Source organism: Methylobacterium sp. AMS5 (assembly GCF_001542815.1).
In the GTDB taxonomy this organism is placed as follows: domain Bacteria; phylum Pseudomonadota; class Alphaproteobacteria; order Rhizobiales; family Beijerinckiaceae; genus Methylobacterium.
In genome coordinates this window covers 2867149-2883831 of the sequence record NZ_CP006992.1, presented here as the reverse complement: position 1 = coordinate 2883831, position 16683 = coordinate 2867149, and the positions used below count along the sequence as shown (strand labels likewise).

Genomic DNA, 16683 nt, shown 5'->3' with positions numbered 1-16683 from the left:
GGGAACGCGGTAGCGCGCATTCTCTTCAGGTTGCATTTCTAGGAGCGTTCAGCTTGCTTGCCGCCCCCCGCGATCAGGCAGAACAGGCGCAATTTTTTACGCAGCCGCCGCAGGCCGAAAGCCTCGGCAGGCGACGAACTGATCGGCCGCGATTGTGCAACGTGAAGTTTGGTGGGGGAAGTAGGACTCGAACCTACGAAGCTTACGCAGCGGATTTACAGTCCGCCCCCTTTGCCGCTCGGGACATTCCCCCAAACCGGGTCACCGCATGTCTCGCGCGGTGGGCGAGGCCCTTATGATTAGGGTGCGATCGGGTGTCAACCGATCTGCTTGGCCCAATTTCTATCCACAGGGCGCCACGTCGCAGATTCGCACCTGGGCCCGCTCCGCACCGCGCCAGCGGTCGCACGAGAGGGTTCCGGCGACGTGGAAGCTCCGGCCGATCCCGCCGAGCAGGGCGACCCCCAGCGGTCCTTGCGCGGCGCGGAACGCGATCGCGCCGACCGCTTGCCCGTCCCCGCTGACGAGGCGGGCGCGGACATGCCCGTTGCCGACGATGCCGGCATCGACGATGCGATGGCGGGGCAAGGCCATCACCGGCTCGGGCGCCCCCTGCCCGAACGGCCCGGCCCGTTGGATCAGGCGCACCAGCTCGGCAGTCGCCCCGCCGGCACTCACGGTGCCGTCGATCAACAGCGCCTCGGCGGCGCGGGCCCGGCCGACGGCCTCGACGAGATCCTGGGTGAGACTCTCCCCGAAGGCGGCGAGGCCTCCCGGCAGGAGGGTGACGCCCGCGGCCATGGCATGCCCGCCGCCCTTGACCGCGAGCCCCGCCTCGACCGCGCTGCGCACGGCACCGCCGAGATCCGCACCGACGACCGATCGGCCGGAGCCGACGGCGCTGCCGTCGGGCTTGACCGCGAAGGCGAAAGCCGGCCGGCCGAACCGCTCCTTGAGCCGGGCGGCGATGAGGCCGACGATGCCGGGATGCCATTCGGGCGAGGCGGCGATCAGGACCGGACGGTCCGGATCGCGGGTGAGGTGGGCATCCATCTCGGCCTCGGCCTCGGCGACCGCTTGCGCCTCGATGGCCTGCCGCTCGCGGTTGAGCCGATCGAGTTCCTCGGCGATGCGACGGGCTTCCATGGGGTCGGCGGTGGTGAGCAGCCGCGCGCCGAGACCGGCATCGCCGATCCGCCCGCCGGCATTGATCCGCGGCCCGACGAGAAAGCCGAGATGCCACGCTTCGGGTGGCTCGCTCAGTCCGGCCGCGTCGAGCAGAGCCGCAAGTCCCGGCCGCCCGCGCCCGCGCATCACCGCGAGCCCCTGGACGACGAAGGCTCGGTTGAGCCCGGTGAGCGGCACCACGTCGGCGACGGTGGCAAGCGCCACGAGGTCGAGGAAGTCGGTGAGGCGTGGCTCGCCGGATGTTGCGAAGACGCCGTCCCGCCGCAGCCGACGGGCCAGTGCGACGAGGGTCATGAACACCACGCCCGCCGCGCAGAGATGGCCAAGGCCGGACAGGTCGTCGAGACGGTTCGGATTGACCAGGGCCCGCGTCTGCGGAAGCTCTTCCGGCGCGCCGTGGTGGTCGAGCACGATCACGTCGAGGCCCAGAGAAGCGGCGGCGGCCAACGGCTCGTGGCCGGCGGTACCGCAATCGACGCAAACGAGTAGGCCCGCGCCCTCCTCCCGCAGGGTCGTGACGGCGCCGACATTGGGGCCGTATCCTTCCGTGATGCGGTCGGGGATGTGGATGCGCACCGGTACGCCGAGCGCCCGGAGATAGTCGGCGAGCAGAGCCGCGCTCGCCGCCCCGTCCACGTCGTAATCGCCGAAGATCGCCACCGCTTCGCGGGCGCGCACGGCATGGGCCAGCCGCTCGACCGCCGCTTCCATTTCCACGAGCACCGATGGATCCGGCATCAGGTCGCGCAGGCGCGGGGCGAGGTAGGCGTCCGCCTCTGCCGGCCGCACGCCGCGCCCGACGAGGACGCGGGCGAGCAGATCCGGCAGGCCGTAGGCCTGCGTCATCGTTACGGCGAGTGCCTGGAGACCCGGATCGCCGCAGCGCTCGCGCCAAGGCCGCCCGAGCGCCGAGGCGGTGACGTCGAGGAACGGACGCGGGAGGTCCGAGGAGGGATCGATGAGCATGGCGGCGGTCACGCGGCCGACCATAGCCGTTTCCGTGCCCGAAGACTGCGCCCCGCAAACGACAGCGGGGCGGACGATTGCTCGCCCGCCCCGCCGCGCTGCCCGTCGTTTGGGCCGGTCAGAGGTTCTTGACGATCGAGTCGACAACCTTCTTGGCGTCTCCGAACAGCATCATTGTGTTGTCGCGGAAGAACACCTCGTTCTCGACGCCGGCATAGCCCGAGCCCATGCCGCGCTTGATGAATAGGACGGTCTTGGCCTTCTCCACGTCGAGGATCGGCATGCCGTAGATCGGCGAGGCCTTGTCGGTCTTGGCGGCCGGGTTGGTGACGTCGTTGGCGCCGATCACGAAGGCCACGTCGGCCTGCGGGAACTCGCCGTTGATGTCTTCCAGCTCGAACACCTCGTCGTAGGGTACGTTGGCTTCGGCCAGGAGCACGTTCATGTGCCCCGGCATGCGGCCCGCCACCGGGTGGATGGCGTACTTCACCTCCACGCCTTCCTTCTTCAGCATGTCCACCATCTCGCGGAGGCTATGCTGGGCCTGGGCGACCGCCATGCCGTAGCCCGGCACGATGATGACGCGCTCGGCGTTCTTCATGATGTAGGCCGCATCGTCGGCCGAGCCCTGCTTGACGGGACGCGTCTCGACCTGGCCGCCACCGGCCGCCGCGGCGGAATCACCGCCGAAGCCGCCGAGGATGACCGAGATGAACGACCGGTTCATCGCTTTGCACATGATGTAGGACAGGATCGCGCCCGAGGAGCCGACCAGCGAGCCCGTGATGATGAGCGCGAGGTTGCCCAGGGTGAAGCCGATGCCGGCCGCCGCCCAGCCCGAGTAGGAGTTCAGCATCGAGACGACGACCGGCATGTCCGCGCCGCCGATCGGGATGATGAGCAGCCCGCCGAGGGTGAAGGACAGGAGCACGATCAGCCAGAAGACCAGCTTGCTCTCGTTGCCGATGAACACGGCGATCAGAACCACCAGGGCGATGCCCAGGGCGATGTTGATGGCGTGCCGCTGCGGCAGCATGATCGGCTTGCCGGACATGCGCCCGTCGAGCTTGGCGAAGGCGATGACCGAACCGGTGAAGGTGATCGCGCCGATCGCCGCGCCCAGCGCCATCTCGAACAGCGACTCCTTGTGGATGTGGCCGTTCTCGAGGATACCGACCGCCTGGGGGGCGTAGAGCGTTGCCGCCGCACCCGCCACGGCGGCGAGGCCGACGAGCGAGTGGAAGGCCGCGACGAGCTGCGGCATCGCCGTCATCGGCACCCGCTTGGCGATCACGGCGCCCGCGCCGCCACCGATACCGAGGCCGAGCAGCACCAGGACCCAGGCGCCGATTCCCGCCGGCGGATGGCCGACCAGGGTCGTGAGCACGGCGAGCGCCATGCCGATCATGCCGTACAGGTTACCCTGTCGCGACGTGGTGGGGTGCGAGAGTCCCCGCAGCGCCATGATGAACAGGACGCCGGCGACGATGTAGAGAAGGGATGAGACGTTTTCCGACATCGCCTCAGGCCTTCTTCTTGTACATGCCGAGCATGCGCTGGGTCACGAGGAAGCCGCCGAAGATATTCACGGAGGCGAGGACGATACCGATGAAGCCGAAGAAGCGGGCCCAGCCGGTGCCCTTCTCGATGAGCGGCACGCCGGCCGCCAGGAGTGCGCCGACGATGATGACCGACGAGATCGCGTTGGTCACCGACATCAGCGGTGTGTGCAGGGCCGGCGTCACCGACCAGACGACGTAGTAGCCGACGAAGATCGCGAGCACGAAGATCGCGAGCTGGAACACCGTGGGATCGACGGCGCCGTGGGTGGCGGCGGCGATACCGTGACCGAGCGAGTCGGCGATCGACTGCGCCTGGGCGGCGTTCTGATGGGCGATGTCAGCCGCGGCGCGTGCGGCCGACGCAGCGGCCTGGGCCTGCTCTGCAGGCGAGACGGGCGGAAGGGGGGTTGCCATGGTGAGATCCTCCGCGACCGATCAGGCTTTGGGCTGAAAGTTGGGGTGGACCACCTGACCGTCGCGGGTCAGATTGGTGGCCTTGACGAGTTCATCGTCCCACTGCACCGCCAGCGCCTTCGATTCCTTGTCGATCAGGGTCTCGACGAAGGCGTAGAGGTTGCGGGCGTAGAGGCTCGACGCCGTGGCCGCGAGGCGGCCCGGCACGTTGACGTGGCCGACGATCTTCACGCCGTTGCCGACGGTGACGATCTCACCCGCCTTGGCGCCGGCAACGTTGCCGCCGCGCTCGACCGCGAGGTCGACGAGCACTGAGCCGGGCTTCATCGAAGCGACCATCTCCTCGGAGACGAGCTTCGGCGCGGGCCGGCCGGGAATCAGCGCCGTGGTGATGACGATGTCCTGCTTGGCGATGTGGCCCTTGACCAGCTCGGCCTGCTTCTTCTGATACTCGGCCGACATCTCCTTGGCGTAGCCGCCGGAGGTCTCGGCCTGCTTGAACTCGTCGTCCTCGACGGCGACGAACTTCGCGCCGAGCGATTCGACCTGTTCCTTGGTAGCGGGCCGCACGTCGGTGGCCGTCACCACGGCACCCATGCGGCGGGCGGTGGCGATGGCCTGGAGGCCGGCGACGCCGACGCCCATGATGAAGATGCGCGCGGCCGGAACGGTACCGGCGGCGGTCATCATCATCGGCAGGGAGCGGCCGTACTCGGCAGCGCCATCGACCACGGCGCGGTAGCCGGCGAGGTTCGCTTGGGAGGAGAGGACGTCCATCACCTGCGCGCGGGTGATTCGGGGCATCAACTCCATGGCAAAGGTGTTGACACCCGCCTCGGCGGCGGCCTTCAGCTCGTCCTCGTGGCCGTAGGGGTCCATGATCGCAACGACCGTGGCGCCCTTCTGGATCTTGCCCAGTTCCTCGGCGTTCGGACGGCGGACCTTCAGGACGAGGTCGGCGCCGGAGAGAGCCTCCTCGGCGCTCCCGGCGATCTTGGCGCCGGCGGCCTCGTACTCGCCATCGGGAACGCCGGCCTTGGCACCGGCCCCCGATTGCACGACGACATCGGACCCCAGACCGATGAACTTCTTGACCGTTTCTGGGACGGCCGCGACCCGTGGTTCTATCGGGTCCGTCTCCGTCAAGACGGCAATACGCATCAGTTGCTCCCGTTCTTACAGCCGCCTTTCGGCGTGCCGGTATCCGAGCTTGCTGGGAAGTTCAGATCTGGAAAAGGCCGACTCGAGGAGTCGGCCCGGAAGTCTCGATCCTCAGCTCAGGAAGAGGATCGCGAGGAGTGCGGCGAAGACGAAAGCTTGGGCCTTCCAGCCGATGGCGGGGACGAAGGCACCGATGGCCGCGGCCACCCAGGAGACCAGCACGCCGATGATCGCCGTCACCCACGCTTCGTGCACGCCGCCGATGGCGAGAGCCGCCACCCAGCACAACACCGTGACGGTACCGATCTCGACGAAGCGGACGAAGCCCCGATAGGTCTGCTCGTGGGTCTTCTCGTCCATCGCCGGGCTGTAGTGCAGGCCGGTGAGGGTCTTCGTGTCCGCCATTGCGCGCCCGTTCCCTGGTATCGTTTTGCTTGTCACGCGCGGATTTAGCGCAACGCTTATCCGCGAGCAATCAGCTTGACGCTGAGGTTCACATGTCGTGAGGCGGCTTTTGTCACGCCGGATCGGGCAATCCCACCGCGGCCAGCGCCGCCCCCTGCCGCTCGGAAAGCGTGTCGAGCGAGAAGCGTTCGATCTCGGCCTCGAACAATTGGTGGTAATTGAGTTCGGAGCGCAGGTGCAGGAAGACCGCGCCGAGCCCGACCGCGGCCCGATCCATGAACACGAATTCCTGCGGAACCGTGACGGGACCCTTCTCCTTGAGCGCCTGATGCACGGAGAAGGCCTCGCGCCGCCCGTAGGCGCCGGGATCGATCCCATCGGCGACGGTGCGGGTGCGATCCTCCAGTAGCGGGCCGTAGATGAAGCGGGCCCAGATGTTGAGGATGTCGATGGTTTCGTTGTCGAGCTTCTTGAAGCCCCATACTTCGTAGGCATGGACGACCCGCGCGCGATCGTCTTCCAGCAGGCCGCGGTAGAGATCCACCACACCGCCGACGAAGCGGGGATGGAAGATGCGCACGCAGCCGTAATCGAGCAGGTTGATGCCCTGCGCTTCGCCGCCCTCGGAGAAGACGGTGTAGTTGCCGAGATGCGGATCGCCGTGGATCACGGCAGCGCGGCTGAAGGGATGCCACCACGCCCGGAACATCGCCTGGGCGATTCGGTTGCGGATCTCGATCGGGCTCTGCGCGAAGCTCAGGATCTTCTCGCCCTCGAGCCAGCCGAGGGTGAGAAGACGCTTCGTCGAGAGGTCGGAATGCACCGCCGGCACCCGAACGGAAGCGATGTCCCTGAGCACGTCGCCATAGAGGGCGGCATGCTTGGCCTCGCGACCGTAATCGAGCTCCTCGCGCACCCGCGCGCCGATCTCCGTGGCGATCTCGGAGGTGTCGAGCCAGGAGTTCATGCGCCGGTGGAGCGCGAAGGCAACCTGAAGCTGCTTGAGGTCCGCCTCGACCGCCGATTGCATGTCGGGATACTGGAGCTTGCAGGCGAGTGGGGTGCCATCCCTTGATTGCGCGCGGTGGACCTGCCCCAGCGAGGCGGCGGCGGCCGGCTTGAGATCGAAGCTGCCGAAGCGGCTCTGCCAGTCGGCGCCGAGTTCGGCCATCATCCGGCGCTTGACGAAGGCCGCGCCCATCGGCGGCGCGTCGGCCTGTAGTTTCTGCAGTTCGGCCGCGTATTCCGGCGGCAGCAGGTCCGGCACGGTGGCGAGGAGCTGCGCCACCTTCATGATTGGCCCCTTGAGGCCGCCGAGCGCCTGGGCCAAAGCCGCCGCGTTGTTGAGGCTCGCGCCGTCCTTGCCGCCGAACAGGCGCGCCGCCGCCATCCGCGCGGCCACCCCTCCGACATTGGCGCCGACGCTGGCGTAGCGGCTCGCGCGGGCGGTGAAGCGGTTGGCTTCGCGGTCGGTCTCGGCCATGGATTCGGATCGATTCCTATCGGGACTCGACCGGAGATAGGCGCTGCCGGGGTTCGCGCCCAGGGCGCTGGGACGGCGCGCCGCGGGCCGCGCTACGCTTTCGGCCAGTTGTCGCGATCCAGCGGGTCAGGCCGGATTCATCGATCTCGCCCGCGGCGAGGCCGAGGATGATGGCCGTCGCCTCTGCCGGGTCCGGCTCGAAAGGGATTTCGTTCAGCAACAGAAACCCGTCATCGCCATGAAACCGGCCCGCTTGTTGCCGTCCATGAAGAGGTGATTACGGATGACACCGAAGGCGTAGGCAGCCGCCAGCTCGGCAAGTTCTGCTTGCTCGTATCGCCAACGGTTGATCGGCCGTCCGACGAACGACTCGAGAGCCCCCCGATCACGAAGTCCCGCCGCTCCGCCGAAGATCCGACGCTGACGGGCGTGGGCGTCCTCCACGTCCTCGACCGTCAGCCACTCGGGCTCGGCAGCGTCCGATACCTCGAGATCTGCGCTCACTTCGCCAACTCGGTCAGCGTTGACCGGTAGCGGACCATGACATCTTCCATGATCTTGGCGACCTTGTCACGATGGCCGCTATCCGGCTCCGCAGGAAGCTCCCAGATCGTGCCGGATTTCACGAACCGTGCTTTCCGCACGCGTCCGCGGCGCTTCTCGCCACGGGCATCCCGGGCAATCCGAAACCCGCGGGCCGTCAGAAGATCACCGATCAGTGCCCCAGCAGACTGAATCGCATAATTCCGAATGTCGGGATCGAGCTTTTCGATAATCGGCTCGATCTCCCAAACAGCCGCCTGGACCGCCGGGATCTCGAGCCTGCTGAGCAACTCATATTGCGGAAGCATCTCCGGACGGCTCAGAACGTCCCTGATGGGACGAGCATCCGGCCGTTCGAAAAATGCAGCGTGACTGGCATTCATGTGGACCCCCTATGGAGGCACAGAGATCGCCCGCAACGCTGAATTCAGTCAACGTTGCGCTGTGCTATGTAGTGGATCTATTTCTCTTCCATCGCCTCCAGCTCCGCGATCATCCCCTCGATCATCCCGAGGCCGATCTGCCAGAAGCCCGGATCGCTGGCGTCGAGCCCGAACGGCTCCAGCAATTCGCCATAGGGCTTCGAGCCGCCTGCCGAGAGCAGGGCGAAGTAGCGCTCGACGAAGCCGGGCTCGGCGCGGGCGTAGACGCCGTAGAGCGAGTTCACGAGACAATCGCCGAACGCGTAGGCGTAGACGTAGAACGGCGAGTGGATGAAGTGCGGGATGTAGGCCCAGAACGGCTCGTAGCCCTTATCGAGGGTGATCGCCGGGCCGAGGCTTTCCGACTGCACCGACATCCAGAGTTCGTTGATCTGCTCGGCCGTCAGCTCGCCCTTGGCGCGGGCGAGGTGGACCTTCCGCTCGAACGAGTAGAACGCGATCTGGCGCACCACCGTGTTGATCATGTCCTCGACCTTGGCCGCGAGCATCGCCCGGCGCTGGGTCGGGTCCGTGGTCTGGCCCAGCAGCCGCCGGAAGGTCAGCATCTCGCCGAAGACGCTCGCGGTCTCCGCCAGCGTCAGCGGGGTCGGCGCCATCAGAGCACCGTTCGGGGCGGCGAGCACCTGATGCACACCGTGGCCAAGTTCGTGCGCGAGGGTCATCACGTCGCGCGGCTTGCCCTGGTAATTCACCAGCACGTAGGGGTGGGCGGAGGGCACGGTCGGATGCGCGAAGGCGCCGGGCGCCTTGCCGGGCCGGGTCGGCGCATCGATCCAGCCGCCGTCGAAGAACTTTTTGGCGATGCCGGCCATATCCGGTGAGAAGGCGTCGTAGGCCTCCAGCACCGTGTCGCGGGCCTGGGCCCAGGGAATCGTGCGTTGCTCGACCTTCGGCAGCGGCGCGTTGCGGTCCCAATAGGGCAGCGCCTCGACACCGAACCACTTGGCCTTGAGCCGGTAGTAGCGGTGCGAGAGCCGCGGATAGGCCGCGCGCACGGCCTCGACCATGGCGGCCACGACCTCCGGCTCGACGCGATTCGAGAGGTGGCGTGCATCGGCCACGTCCTTGAAGCCGCGCCAGCGGTCGGAGATCTCCTTGTCCTTGGCCAGCGTGTTGGTGATCAGCGTGAAGATGCGCAGATTCGCCCGCAGGGTCTCGCCGAGCGCCTGCGCCGCCTCCTGGCGCACCGCCCCGTCCGAGTCCTGAAGCTTGTTGAGCGTCGGCTCCAGCGTCAGGCGCTCGCCCTGAACCGAGAAGCGGAGCGAGGCGATCGTCTCGTTGAACAGCCGGTCCCAGGCGGCGTTCGAGGTCACCGACTTGTCGAGGAACAGCTTCTCCGTGCGGTCGTCGAGCTGGTGCGGCTTCTCGCGCCGCAGATCCTCGATCCAGGGCCGGTAATGGGCCAGCGGCCCGTCCGTCATCGCCGCGTCGAGCACCGCATCCTCGACGCGGTTCAACTCAAGGCCGAAGAACAGCAGGTCGCCCGAGGCCGTGGTCAGCCGCTCGCGGGTGTCGCCGTAGAACTTGGCGCGGGTCTCGTCCGTCGTGTCGCCGGAATAGACGAGACCGGCATAGGACATCAGCCGCCCCATCAGATCCTCGATCCGCTCGAAGGTCCGCACCGCCTCGCCGAGGATGGACGAGGCATCCGGCCCGGCCGCGATCTCGGCGATTCGGCCCGCGTAGCGTTCGGCGAAAACCCGGCTCTCGGCCTCGGCCCGGTCGAGATCGTCGCGGAAGGCCGGCGCGTCCATGCTCGGATAGAGGTCGGTGAGGTCCCATTCCGGCAGCACGCCGAGATCGGCCGCCTGCAGCGCGCCGCGCACCGCCGCGAGTTCCTCGGCCCCTCTCGGCAAGTCCGGCGACAGGGCGGCGAAAACGGCTCGGCTCGACATGATGTGCTGTTTCCTCGACGTGGTGGACCGCCGCTTCGGCATCGGGCGCGCCAGCGCGGCCAGGGTCAGATATCGAGCGCAGGACCGTCACGATCAACCGCGCTGCGCAATCCCGGCTCCGTGAGCGCCGACGGAACGCGCCCCTCGATGCGCCGTCATGTCGTTGGAAGCGCCGTGCGGGCTAAATTCGAGCGTCGTTAAGCGGCGCTTTACGCTCTTGGGCGACCCTGTGCCTCGAAACGAAACAGCCGCCGCCATGCGCCGCTGGTCTCCTCTTGGAGGCCGGGTCGGCTCGCGGCCGGCTCGAGCGGAAAGCGAGGCGCCCCGCATGTCGACCACCGTTCTCATCATCGATGACGATCCCGTGCAGCGTCGCCTCGCCGAGGCGATGGTGCGTCGCCTCGGTTTCCAGGCACAGATCGCGGAGAACGGCCATGACGGGTTGAACCTCCTGCGCGGCGGCGAGAGCGTCGATGTCGTGCTGCTGGATCTCGTCATGCCCGGCGGCATGGACGGGCTGAGCGTGCTGGCCGAGATGCGCAAGAGCGGCATCGATACCCCCGTCATCGTGCAGACCTCGAACGGCTCCATCGACGCGGTGGTGAACGCCATGCGGGCGGGGGCCGTCGATTTCGTGGTCAAGCCGGCCGGTGCCGAACGGCTCCAGGTCTCGATCAAGAACGCCCTGCGGGTCGATCAGCTCGAGGAGGAGGTGCGCCGGATGCGCCGCCGCGCCTCGGGCGCGCTCGGCTTCAAGGATCTCGCCTCGAAGAGCCCGGACATGGAGCGGGTGATCCGGCTGGCCGAGCGGTCGGCGAAATCGAACATTCCCGTCCTGATCGAGGGCGAATCGGGGGTCGGCAAGGAGGTGCTGGCTCGCGCGATTCAGGGCTCGGGCGACCGGCGCGGCAAGTCCTTCGTCACCGTCAATTGCGGGGCCATCCCCGAGAACCTCGTCGAATCGACCCTGTTCGGTCACGAGAAAGGTGCCTTCACCGGCGCCACGGAGAAGCATGTCGGCAAGTTCGTGGAGGCCTCGGGAGGCACGCTGTTCCTCGACGAGATCGGCGAGCTGCCCCTCGACGCCCAAGTGAAGCTCCTGCGGGCGCTGCAGGAGGGCGAGGTCGATCCCGTCGGCGGCAAGCGCGCCGTGCGCGTCGATATCCGCCTGATCTCGGCCACCAACCGCTCGCTGCTCGACCTCGTGAAGCAGGGCAAATTCCGCGAGGATCTCTATTACCGCCTCAACGTCTTCCCCATGACGCTGCCGCCGCTGCGGGCGCGGCGCGAGGACATCCCGGACCTCGTGCGCTCGTTCTGCGCGCGGTTCGCGGCGGAAGAGGGCAAACGCCTGCGCGGCATCACGGCCGAGGCGATGGCGCTGCTCTCGCGCTATCCCTGGCCCGGCAACGTGCGCCAGCTGGAAAACGCCCTGTTCCGCGCGGTCGTGCTGGCGGACGGCGACGAGCTGACGGTGGCGGAGTTTCCGCAGATCGCCGCACAGGTCGAGGGCTTCGACGTGCGCATCCCGCCGCTGCCGACACAGGCCTCCCTGCCCGCGGGCGGTCTCGAACCGGTGCGGGAGATCGTCCGCGTCGAGGTGCGCGATCCCCACGCCATGTCGCTCGTCGTCGAGGACACCGGCGACATGAAGACGATGGAAGCGGTCGAGGCGGAGGTGATCCGCTTCGCCCTGCAATTCTACCGCGGCCGAATGTCCGAAGTCTCCCGACGCCTCGGAATCGGCCGATCGACCCTCTATCGCAAACTCAAGGAGCTCGGCCTCGACGACGGGGAGCGTTCCGAGGACGCCGCCTGAGGCCCGAACCCTCGTTCGAAGCATCGTCCCGAAAGGGGGTCGCCGGCTTTCAGGACGATGCGAAAACAAGAGGCACGCGCATCGTCTTCGATCCGATATCAACGACGATGCGCTTGCCTCGGCTATTCGCCTTCAGGTTCCGGCCTGGCCTTGGCATGTGGTCGTGTGGTTGCGCACGGCCGTGCTTCGGTCGATGATCTTTAAGCAGAGCTGCGGCATTCTCGGCCGTATCCAGGGAGTTGCCGACATGCGCGCTGCATCGGAAGCCGGAACGGGCATCGCGCGGACTCTGTCCGTCGCGCTGGCAGCCCTCCTCGCTTTCAGCCAAGCCCCGGCCCGTGCCGAGGAAGCGCCTGCCGCGACGGAGTCAGGCGTCGTGATCCGTAAGGCCGCCGTCGATATTGCCAGCGAGCCGGTGGTCACGCCCGACGCCTCCGACGGCGCGGCATCGACCGCCGATGCGCCTGCGCCCTCCGCAGAGCCGGCCCCCGCGGCCGAAGGGCCACCGGCCCCGGTCGCGCCGAGCGAGCCGCTTCCGGCCGCACTCTATGCGCGCCTCAACGACACCGCGCCGTTGCTGCAACGGCTGACCGGCAAGGACCGCGAGGCGATCCAGGCCTTCTACGCGCTCGGCAACTTCAAGCCGGTCTGGATCGAGAACCGGGCCTTCAATGCCGCCGCCCATGCGGCGATCGCCCGCCTGCGAGAAGCGGGCGAGGACGGGCTCGATCCGAATGCCTATCCCGTTCCGGTGGTGGGCAAGCTCAGCCGCCCGGACACGGATGCGGAGATCGCCGAGGCCGACCTCAAGCTCTCGGCCGCGCTCGCCCTTTACGCCCGCGACGCCCGCGGCGGACGGGTGAACCCGGCGGCGATCTCGAGGCTCATCACGCCCACCCTCGACCTGCCGCCGGCCGACACGGTGCTGACCCGTCTCGCCGCTTCGGGCGCGGGGGCCGGAGAGGTGCTGCAGAGCTACAATCCGCGCCAGCCCGGCTACCTCGCCCTGAAGAAGCGCCTCGCCGGCCTGCGTGCAGGCCGGACGCAAGGGGCGCCGAGCGTCAAGCTTCCCGACGGGCCTGTGCTCAAGCTCGGGATGAGCGACCCCCGCGTGCCGTTGCTGCGCAGCCGCTTCGGCCTCGACGCGAGCGCCGCCGGCACCCTCGATTCAGCGCCGGGCGAGGCGGATGCCTACGACCGCTCCGTCGCCGATGCCGTCAAGAACTTCCAGCGCAGCCGTGGCCTCCCGGCGAGCGGGACGCTCACCCGCGCCACCGTCGCGGCACTCGCCGATGCGAGCGTGCCGAAGACGAGCGCGAGCGAGGCCGACCTCCTCGTCAACATGGAGCGCTGGCGCTGGCTGCCGCCCGAACTCGGGCCGAACTACGTTTTCGTGAACGTGCCCGAATTCAAGCTGAAGGTGTTTCGCGACGGGCGCTTGCGCGACGAAACCCGGGTCATCGTCGGCAAGCCGACGAGCCCGACGCCGACCTTCTCGGGGATGATGGAATACGCCGTCGTCAACCCGTCCTGGTACGTGCCGCCCTCGATCCTGAAGCAGATGCTGGCCTCGGGCCGCACCGCCGGGTTCGAGGTGGTGCGCCGGGGCGGCAACATCTCCCTGCGCCAGCCGCCGGGCGAGCGGAACGCACTCGGCTTCATCAAGTTCATGTTCCCCAACCAGCACGCGGTCTACCTGCACGATACCCCGAACCGCTCGCTGTTCTCCGCCTCGACCCGCGCCTTCAGCCACGGCTGCGTGCGCGTGGACGACCCGTTCCGTTTCGCCGACGCGGTGCTGCCGAACTGGACGCAGGAGCGCCTCAAGAAGCTGATCGGCAAGGGCGAGCGGACGCTGCGCCTGCCCGAGAAGCTGCCGGTGCACCTCGCCTACTTCACGGCGGAAGTGGACGATCTCGGCTCCTACCGCACCCTGCCGGACCTCTATGGCTACGATGGGCCGATGAAGGTCGCGCTGGGGCTCGCCGCCCGCCCGGATGCCGTGGCGAGGGGGCCTGCGAAGGAGAAGCGCACGAGTGCCGAGGCCGCTCGCTCAGCCCCGCGCCAGGCCGTGGCGCGCGAGGCGGTGCGCAGCGAGCGCCGCGCCGCCCCCCGCCGTTCGTCGGACATGTTCGGCGAGCCGGAGAGCGCCCCGAGCTACGCGTATCCGCCGCGCAGCTACTGGTAGGCCGCCGGTCGCGCTTCATCCCCACTGGGTTACGGGCACCGTCACTCGGCTGGGGACAGCGCGGGCCCGAGATCACGCTTGGCTCTTGTAAGGCTCTTTTTTGCCACGGTTGGCCCGTAGCCGTCTTTGAAAGACGGTGAGCAGCACGGGCCCCGACGACCCGCCTTTCCGGTCCTCGGCCATCCTTGCGCCTCGCGGCATCGCCGATGCCGCGCCGTTTCGTGGGGTGAGGACCATGCTGCGCACGATCCGGGACGGCCTGTCCTCGAACCGCACTTCGCCCTCCCCACGCCTGAAGCGCCTTGCTTCCGCCGCCGGCGCGATGGCCGCCCTGCTCGTCGCCGGCACGGTCGAGACCCAGGACGCGGTCGCCAACGGCGACACCCGCAGCCTTTCCATGGTGCACGAGCACACGGGAGAGACGCTGAACGTCACCTTCAAACGCGATGGACGCTACGACCGCGCCGCCCTCGACCAGATCAACTGGCTCATGCGCGACTGGCGCGAGAACGAATCGGTCAAAATGGACCCGCGCCTGTTCGACGTGGTGTGGGAGGCGCAGCGCTCCGTCGGCTCGACCGCGCCGCTGCGTATCGTCTGCGGCTACCGCAGCCCGAAGACCAATGGCATGCTGCGCCGCCGTTCCTCAGGCGTCGCCGACACCAGCCAGCACATGCTCGGCAAGGCCATGGATTTCTTCATGACCGACGCCTCGATCGACCAGATCCGCGCGGTCGGCATGCGGATGCAGCGCGGCGGCGTCGGCTGGTATCCCCGCTCCGGCTCGCCCTTCGTGCATCTCGATGTCGGCTCGGTTCGATCCTGGCCGCGCATGAGCCACGACCAGCTCGCCCGCCTGTTCCCGGACGGCAAGACCGTCCACCTTCCCGCCGACGGCAAGCCGCTCGCCCGCTATGAGGAGGCTCGCGCCGAAATCCTGTCCCGCGGCGGCACGGTGCTGGGCTACACGGCACTTGCCAGCGCCGACGAGGTCGGCGAGGGGCCGGGGCTCAAAGGCTTCTTCGCCTCGCTCTTCGGCGGCAGCGGCGGGACCGACGCGCCGCCGGCCGCACTCGCCAGCGCCGCCATGCCGTCCAAGGCTCGGGCCAAGCCGAGCATCGCGGTCGCCAGCGCCGATCCGACCGATGGGACAGCGGCGATGGCCTATGCCGCGCCGGCCGCCTCCGAGGCCTTGCGCGCGACGAGCCTGCGCCGGGACGGCGCCTCGGCGAAGGAATTGCTGACCGGCGAGGCGGATCAGGCAGTGGTCGCGCCGCTGCCGCCGCGGCGTCCCTCGGAATTCGCCGTCGTCGCGACCGCCCTCACCATTCCGCTGCCGCCGCAGCGCCCGGTGCAGCTCGCCTCTCTCAACGGCGAGGGCCTGGGCGGCATGGTTCACGTCGCGCAGGCGGAGAGCGAGACGGCCACCGATTTGCCGGAGCCGGCCACCGTCGAGGCGCGTCTGGTGCCGGCGGATGCCGACCCGCGCGAGCAGGTCCGCGGCCTGTTCTTCGCCGCGGTTCAGGGTGTGTCGGAGCCGGCCGCGCCGACGGCTTTCGTCCGCGTGGCGCTCGCGCGTCCGCGTCCCGACGAGGCGCTGCCCGCGGAGGCGTTCCACATCGCCTCGGTCGAGGCTCTGGGCGGACGCTTCTCGGCCGAACCGATGGCGTTGTCCGCTGCCCGCTTCACCGGCTCCGCTACCCAAGGGCCGGCCGGCGCCCGTTGACGCCCGAGCCGTCCGCGCCACGTTCGGAGGAATCCGACCGAGGCTCCCGATGCTGCTCTACGAGCACCCGCTCTCGTCCTACGCTCAGAAGATCAAGATCGCGCTGCGCGAGAAGGGCGTGCCGTTCACGGCCGAGATCCCTGGAAGCTTCGGCACCGGACGCAGCGAAGGGCCTTTCGCCGCCGCCAACCCCCGCACCGAGGTGCCGGTGCTGGTCGATGGCGATGTCTCGATCTTCGAATCGACCGTGATCCTCGAATATGTCGAGGAGCGGTGGCCCGATCCGCCGCTTCTACCCCATGATCCCGCTGCCCGCGCCTTCGCCCGGCTGACCGAGGAGGTCTGCGACACGCAGTATGAGGCGGTGAACTGGGGTTTTGGCGAAGTGCTGTGGTTCGGCCGCGCCACCGGCGCCCTGGCCGATCACCTGCGGAGGCGGGCGGCGGCGCAGACCCGCACGCTTCAGGCGTGGCTGACGGCACGTCTCGGCGCGGCCGACTGGTTCGGCGGAAACGATTTCGGCTGGGCCGATGCGGCGGCGGCCCCGATGGTCAACCGCTCGGTCCATTATGGCCTGGGGCCGGAGGCCAACGCACCGCTCGCCCGTTGGCACGCCCGAGTTCGGGAAAGGCCATCCGCGGCGGCGACCTTCGCGGAGTTCGATGCTGCGGCGGAAAAGATGGCCGCCGCCTCGGATCACTACACGACGGGTGGGCGCCGCCGGGAATATCGCGACCACAGGCTCGAATGGATGGTGAAGTCCGGTGGAATCGACGTGGTGCTGGCGGGCCTGCGTGACGGAAACATCCGCTTCCCCTGGCCGGAGGGCTGACCCGGCGTCCGTCGCGGCGGGGCGAAGCCATCCAACGGCGTGATAACCCCCGGTAAGG

12 protein-coding genes, 1 tRNA gene and 1 pseudogene are annotated in these 16683 nt (G+C 68.5%); 4 read left to right on the top strand and 10 right to left on the bottom strand.

Features of this window, described 5'->3' with window-relative positions:
• Nucleotides 1–169: 169 nt before the first annotated feature.
• From Y590_RS12860 to Y590_RS12815, 10 genes and pseudogenes are all read right to left on the bottom strand, one after another.
• Nucleotides 170–253: transfer RNA gene (locus tag Y590_RS12860), tRNA-Tyr, on the bottom strand.
• Nucleotides 254–342: 89 nt separating this feature from the next.
• A complete protein-coding gene (recJ, locus tag Y590_RS12855) occupies nt 343–2178 on the bottom strand; it encodes a single-stranded-DNA-specific exonuclease RecJ (protein WP_060770188.1) in 1836 nt (611 codons plus the stop codon).
• Between the two features lie 94 nt (nt 2179–2272).
• The gene (locus Y590_RS12850) at nt 2273–3673 is read right to left on the bottom strand and encodes an NAD(P)(+) transhydrogenase (Re/Si-specific) subunit beta (RefSeq protein WP_060770187.1); all 1401 of its coding nucleotides are present in this window, start codon (nt 3671–3673) and stop codon (nt 2273–2275) included.
• A 4-nt stretch (nt 3674–3677) separates the two neighbouring features.
• Nucleotides 3678–4130 (bottom strand): proton-translocating transhydrogenase family protein, encoded by a 453-nt coding sequence (locus Y590_RS12845; RefSeq protein WP_004446455.1) that lies wholly within the window; start codon nt 4128–4130, stop codon nt 3678–3680.
• Between the two features lie 21 nt (nt 4131–4151).
• A complete protein-coding gene (locus Y590_RS12840; RefSeq protein WP_060770186.1) occupies nt 4152–5291 on the bottom strand; it encodes a Re/Si-specific NAD(P)(+) transhydrogenase subunit alpha in 1140 nt (379 codons plus the stop codon).
• Nucleotides 5292–5402: 111 nt separating this feature from the next.
• A complete protein-coding gene (locus Y590_RS12835) occupies nt 5403–5696 on the bottom strand; it encodes an aa3-type cytochrome c oxidase subunit IV (RefSeq protein ID WP_060770185.1) in 294 nt (97 codons plus the stop codon).
• A gap of 112 nt (nt 5697–5808) precedes the next feature.
• The gene (locus Y590_RS12830) at nt 5809–7179 is read right to left on the bottom strand and encodes an ABC1 kinase family protein (protein WP_060770184.1); all 1371 of its coding nucleotides are present in this window, start codon (nt 7177–7179) and stop codon (nt 5809–5811) included.
• Between the two features lie 92 nt (nt 7180–7271).
• Nucleotides 7272–7683, bottom strand: a pseudogene (locus tag Y590_RS12825) (type II toxin-antitoxin system death-on-curing family toxin).
• On the bottom strand, nt 7680–8105 hold the full coding sequence (locus Y590_RS12820; RefSeq protein WP_060770183.1) for a hypothetical protein: 426 nt from the start codon (nt 8103–8105) through the stop codon (nt 7680–7682). The pseudogene Y590_RS12825 and the gene Y590_RS12820 overlap by 4 nt, the downstream one beginning before the upstream one ends.
• 77 nt (nt 8106–8182) lie before the next feature.
• Nucleotides 8183–10060 carry a M3 family oligoendopeptidase gene (locus tag Y590_RS12815; protein WP_060770182.1) on the bottom strand — a complete coding sequence of 626 codons (1878 nt, stop codon included), beginning with the start codon at nt 10058–10060 and terminating at the stop codon, nt 8183–8185.
• A gap of 328 nt (nt 10061–10388) precedes the next feature.
• Between Y590_RS12815 and Y590_RS12810 the strand changes: the two genes are divergently transcribed.
• From Y590_RS12810 to Y590_RS12795, 4 genes are all read left to right on the top strand, one after another.
• The gene (locus Y590_RS12810) at nt 10389–11879 is read left to right on the top strand and encodes a sigma-54-dependent transcriptional regulator (RefSeq protein WP_060770181.1); all 1491 of its coding nucleotides are present in this window, start codon (nt 10389–10391) and stop codon (nt 11877–11879) included.
• A gap of 247 nt (nt 11880–12126) precedes the next feature.
• Nucleotides 12127–14067 carry a L,D-transpeptidase family protein gene (locus tag Y590_RS12805; protein ID WP_060770180.1) on the top strand — a complete coding sequence of 647 codons (1941 nt, stop codon included), beginning with the start codon at nt 12127–12129 and terminating at the stop codon, nt 14065–14067.
• 235 nt (nt 14068–14302) lie between these two features.
• Nucleotides 14303–15793 carry a peptidoglycan L,D-endopeptidase MepK gene (locus Y590_RS12800; protein WP_060770179.1) on the top strand — a complete coding sequence of 497 codons (1491 nt, stop codon included), beginning with the start codon at nt 14303–14305 and terminating at the stop codon, nt 15791–15793.
• Nucleotides 15794–15842: 49 nt separating this feature from the next.
• Nucleotides 15843–16625, top strand: coding sequence for a glutathione S-transferase family protein (locus Y590_RS12795; protein WP_060770178.1), 783 nt, complete (start codon nt 15843–15845; stop codon nt 16623–16625).
• Nucleotides 16626–16683 lie beyond the last annotated feature (58 nt).

Coding starts and splice junctions, on each gene's coding strand:
- Y590_RS12820 (WP_060770183.1), bottom strand. CDS start 8,105: ATGAATGCCAGTCACGCTGCATTTTTCGAACGGCCGGATGCTCGTCCC.
- Y590_RS12840 (WP_060770186.1), bottom strand. CDS start 5,291: ATGCGTATTGCCGTCTTGACGGAGACGGACCCGATAGAACCACGGGTC.
- Y590_RS12850 (WP_060770187.1), bottom strand. CDS start 3,673: ATGTCGGAAAACGTCTCATCCCTTCTCTACATCGTCGCCGGCGTCCTG.
- Y590_RS12815 (WP_060770182.1), bottom strand. CDS start 10,060: ATGTCGAGCCGAGCCGTTTTCGCCGCCCTGTCGCCGGACTTGCCGAGA.
- Y590_RS12830 (WP_060770184.1), bottom strand. CDS start 7,179: ATGGCCGAGACCGACCGCGAAGCCAACCGCTTCACCGCCCGCGCGAGC.
- recJ (WP_060770188.1), bottom strand. CDS start 2,178: ATGGTCGGCCGCGTGACCGCCGCCATGCTCATCGATCCCTCCTCGGAC.
- Y590_RS12845 (WP_004446455.1), bottom strand. CDS start 4,130: ATGGCAACCCCCCTTCCGCCCGTCTCGCCTGCAGAGCAGGCCCAGGCC.
- Y590_RS12805 (WP_060770180.1), top strand. CDS start 12,127: ATGCGCGCTGCATCGGAAGCCGGAACGGGCATCGCGCGGACTCTGTCC.
- Y590_RS12795 (WP_060770178.1), top strand. CDS start 15,843: ATGCTGCTCTACGAGCACCCGCTCTCGTCCTACGCTCAGAAGATCAAG.
- Y590_RS12835 (WP_060770185.1), bottom strand. CDS start 5,696: ATGGCGGACACGAAGACCCTCACCGGCCTGCACTACAGCCCGGCGATG.
- Y590_RS12810 (WP_060770181.1), top strand. CDS start 10,389: ATGTCGACCACCGTTCTCATCATCGATGACGATCCCGTGCAGCGTCGC.
- Y590_RS12800 (WP_060770179.1), top strand. CDS start 14,303: ATGCTGCGCACGATCCGGGACGGCCTGTCCTCGAACCGCACTTCGCCC.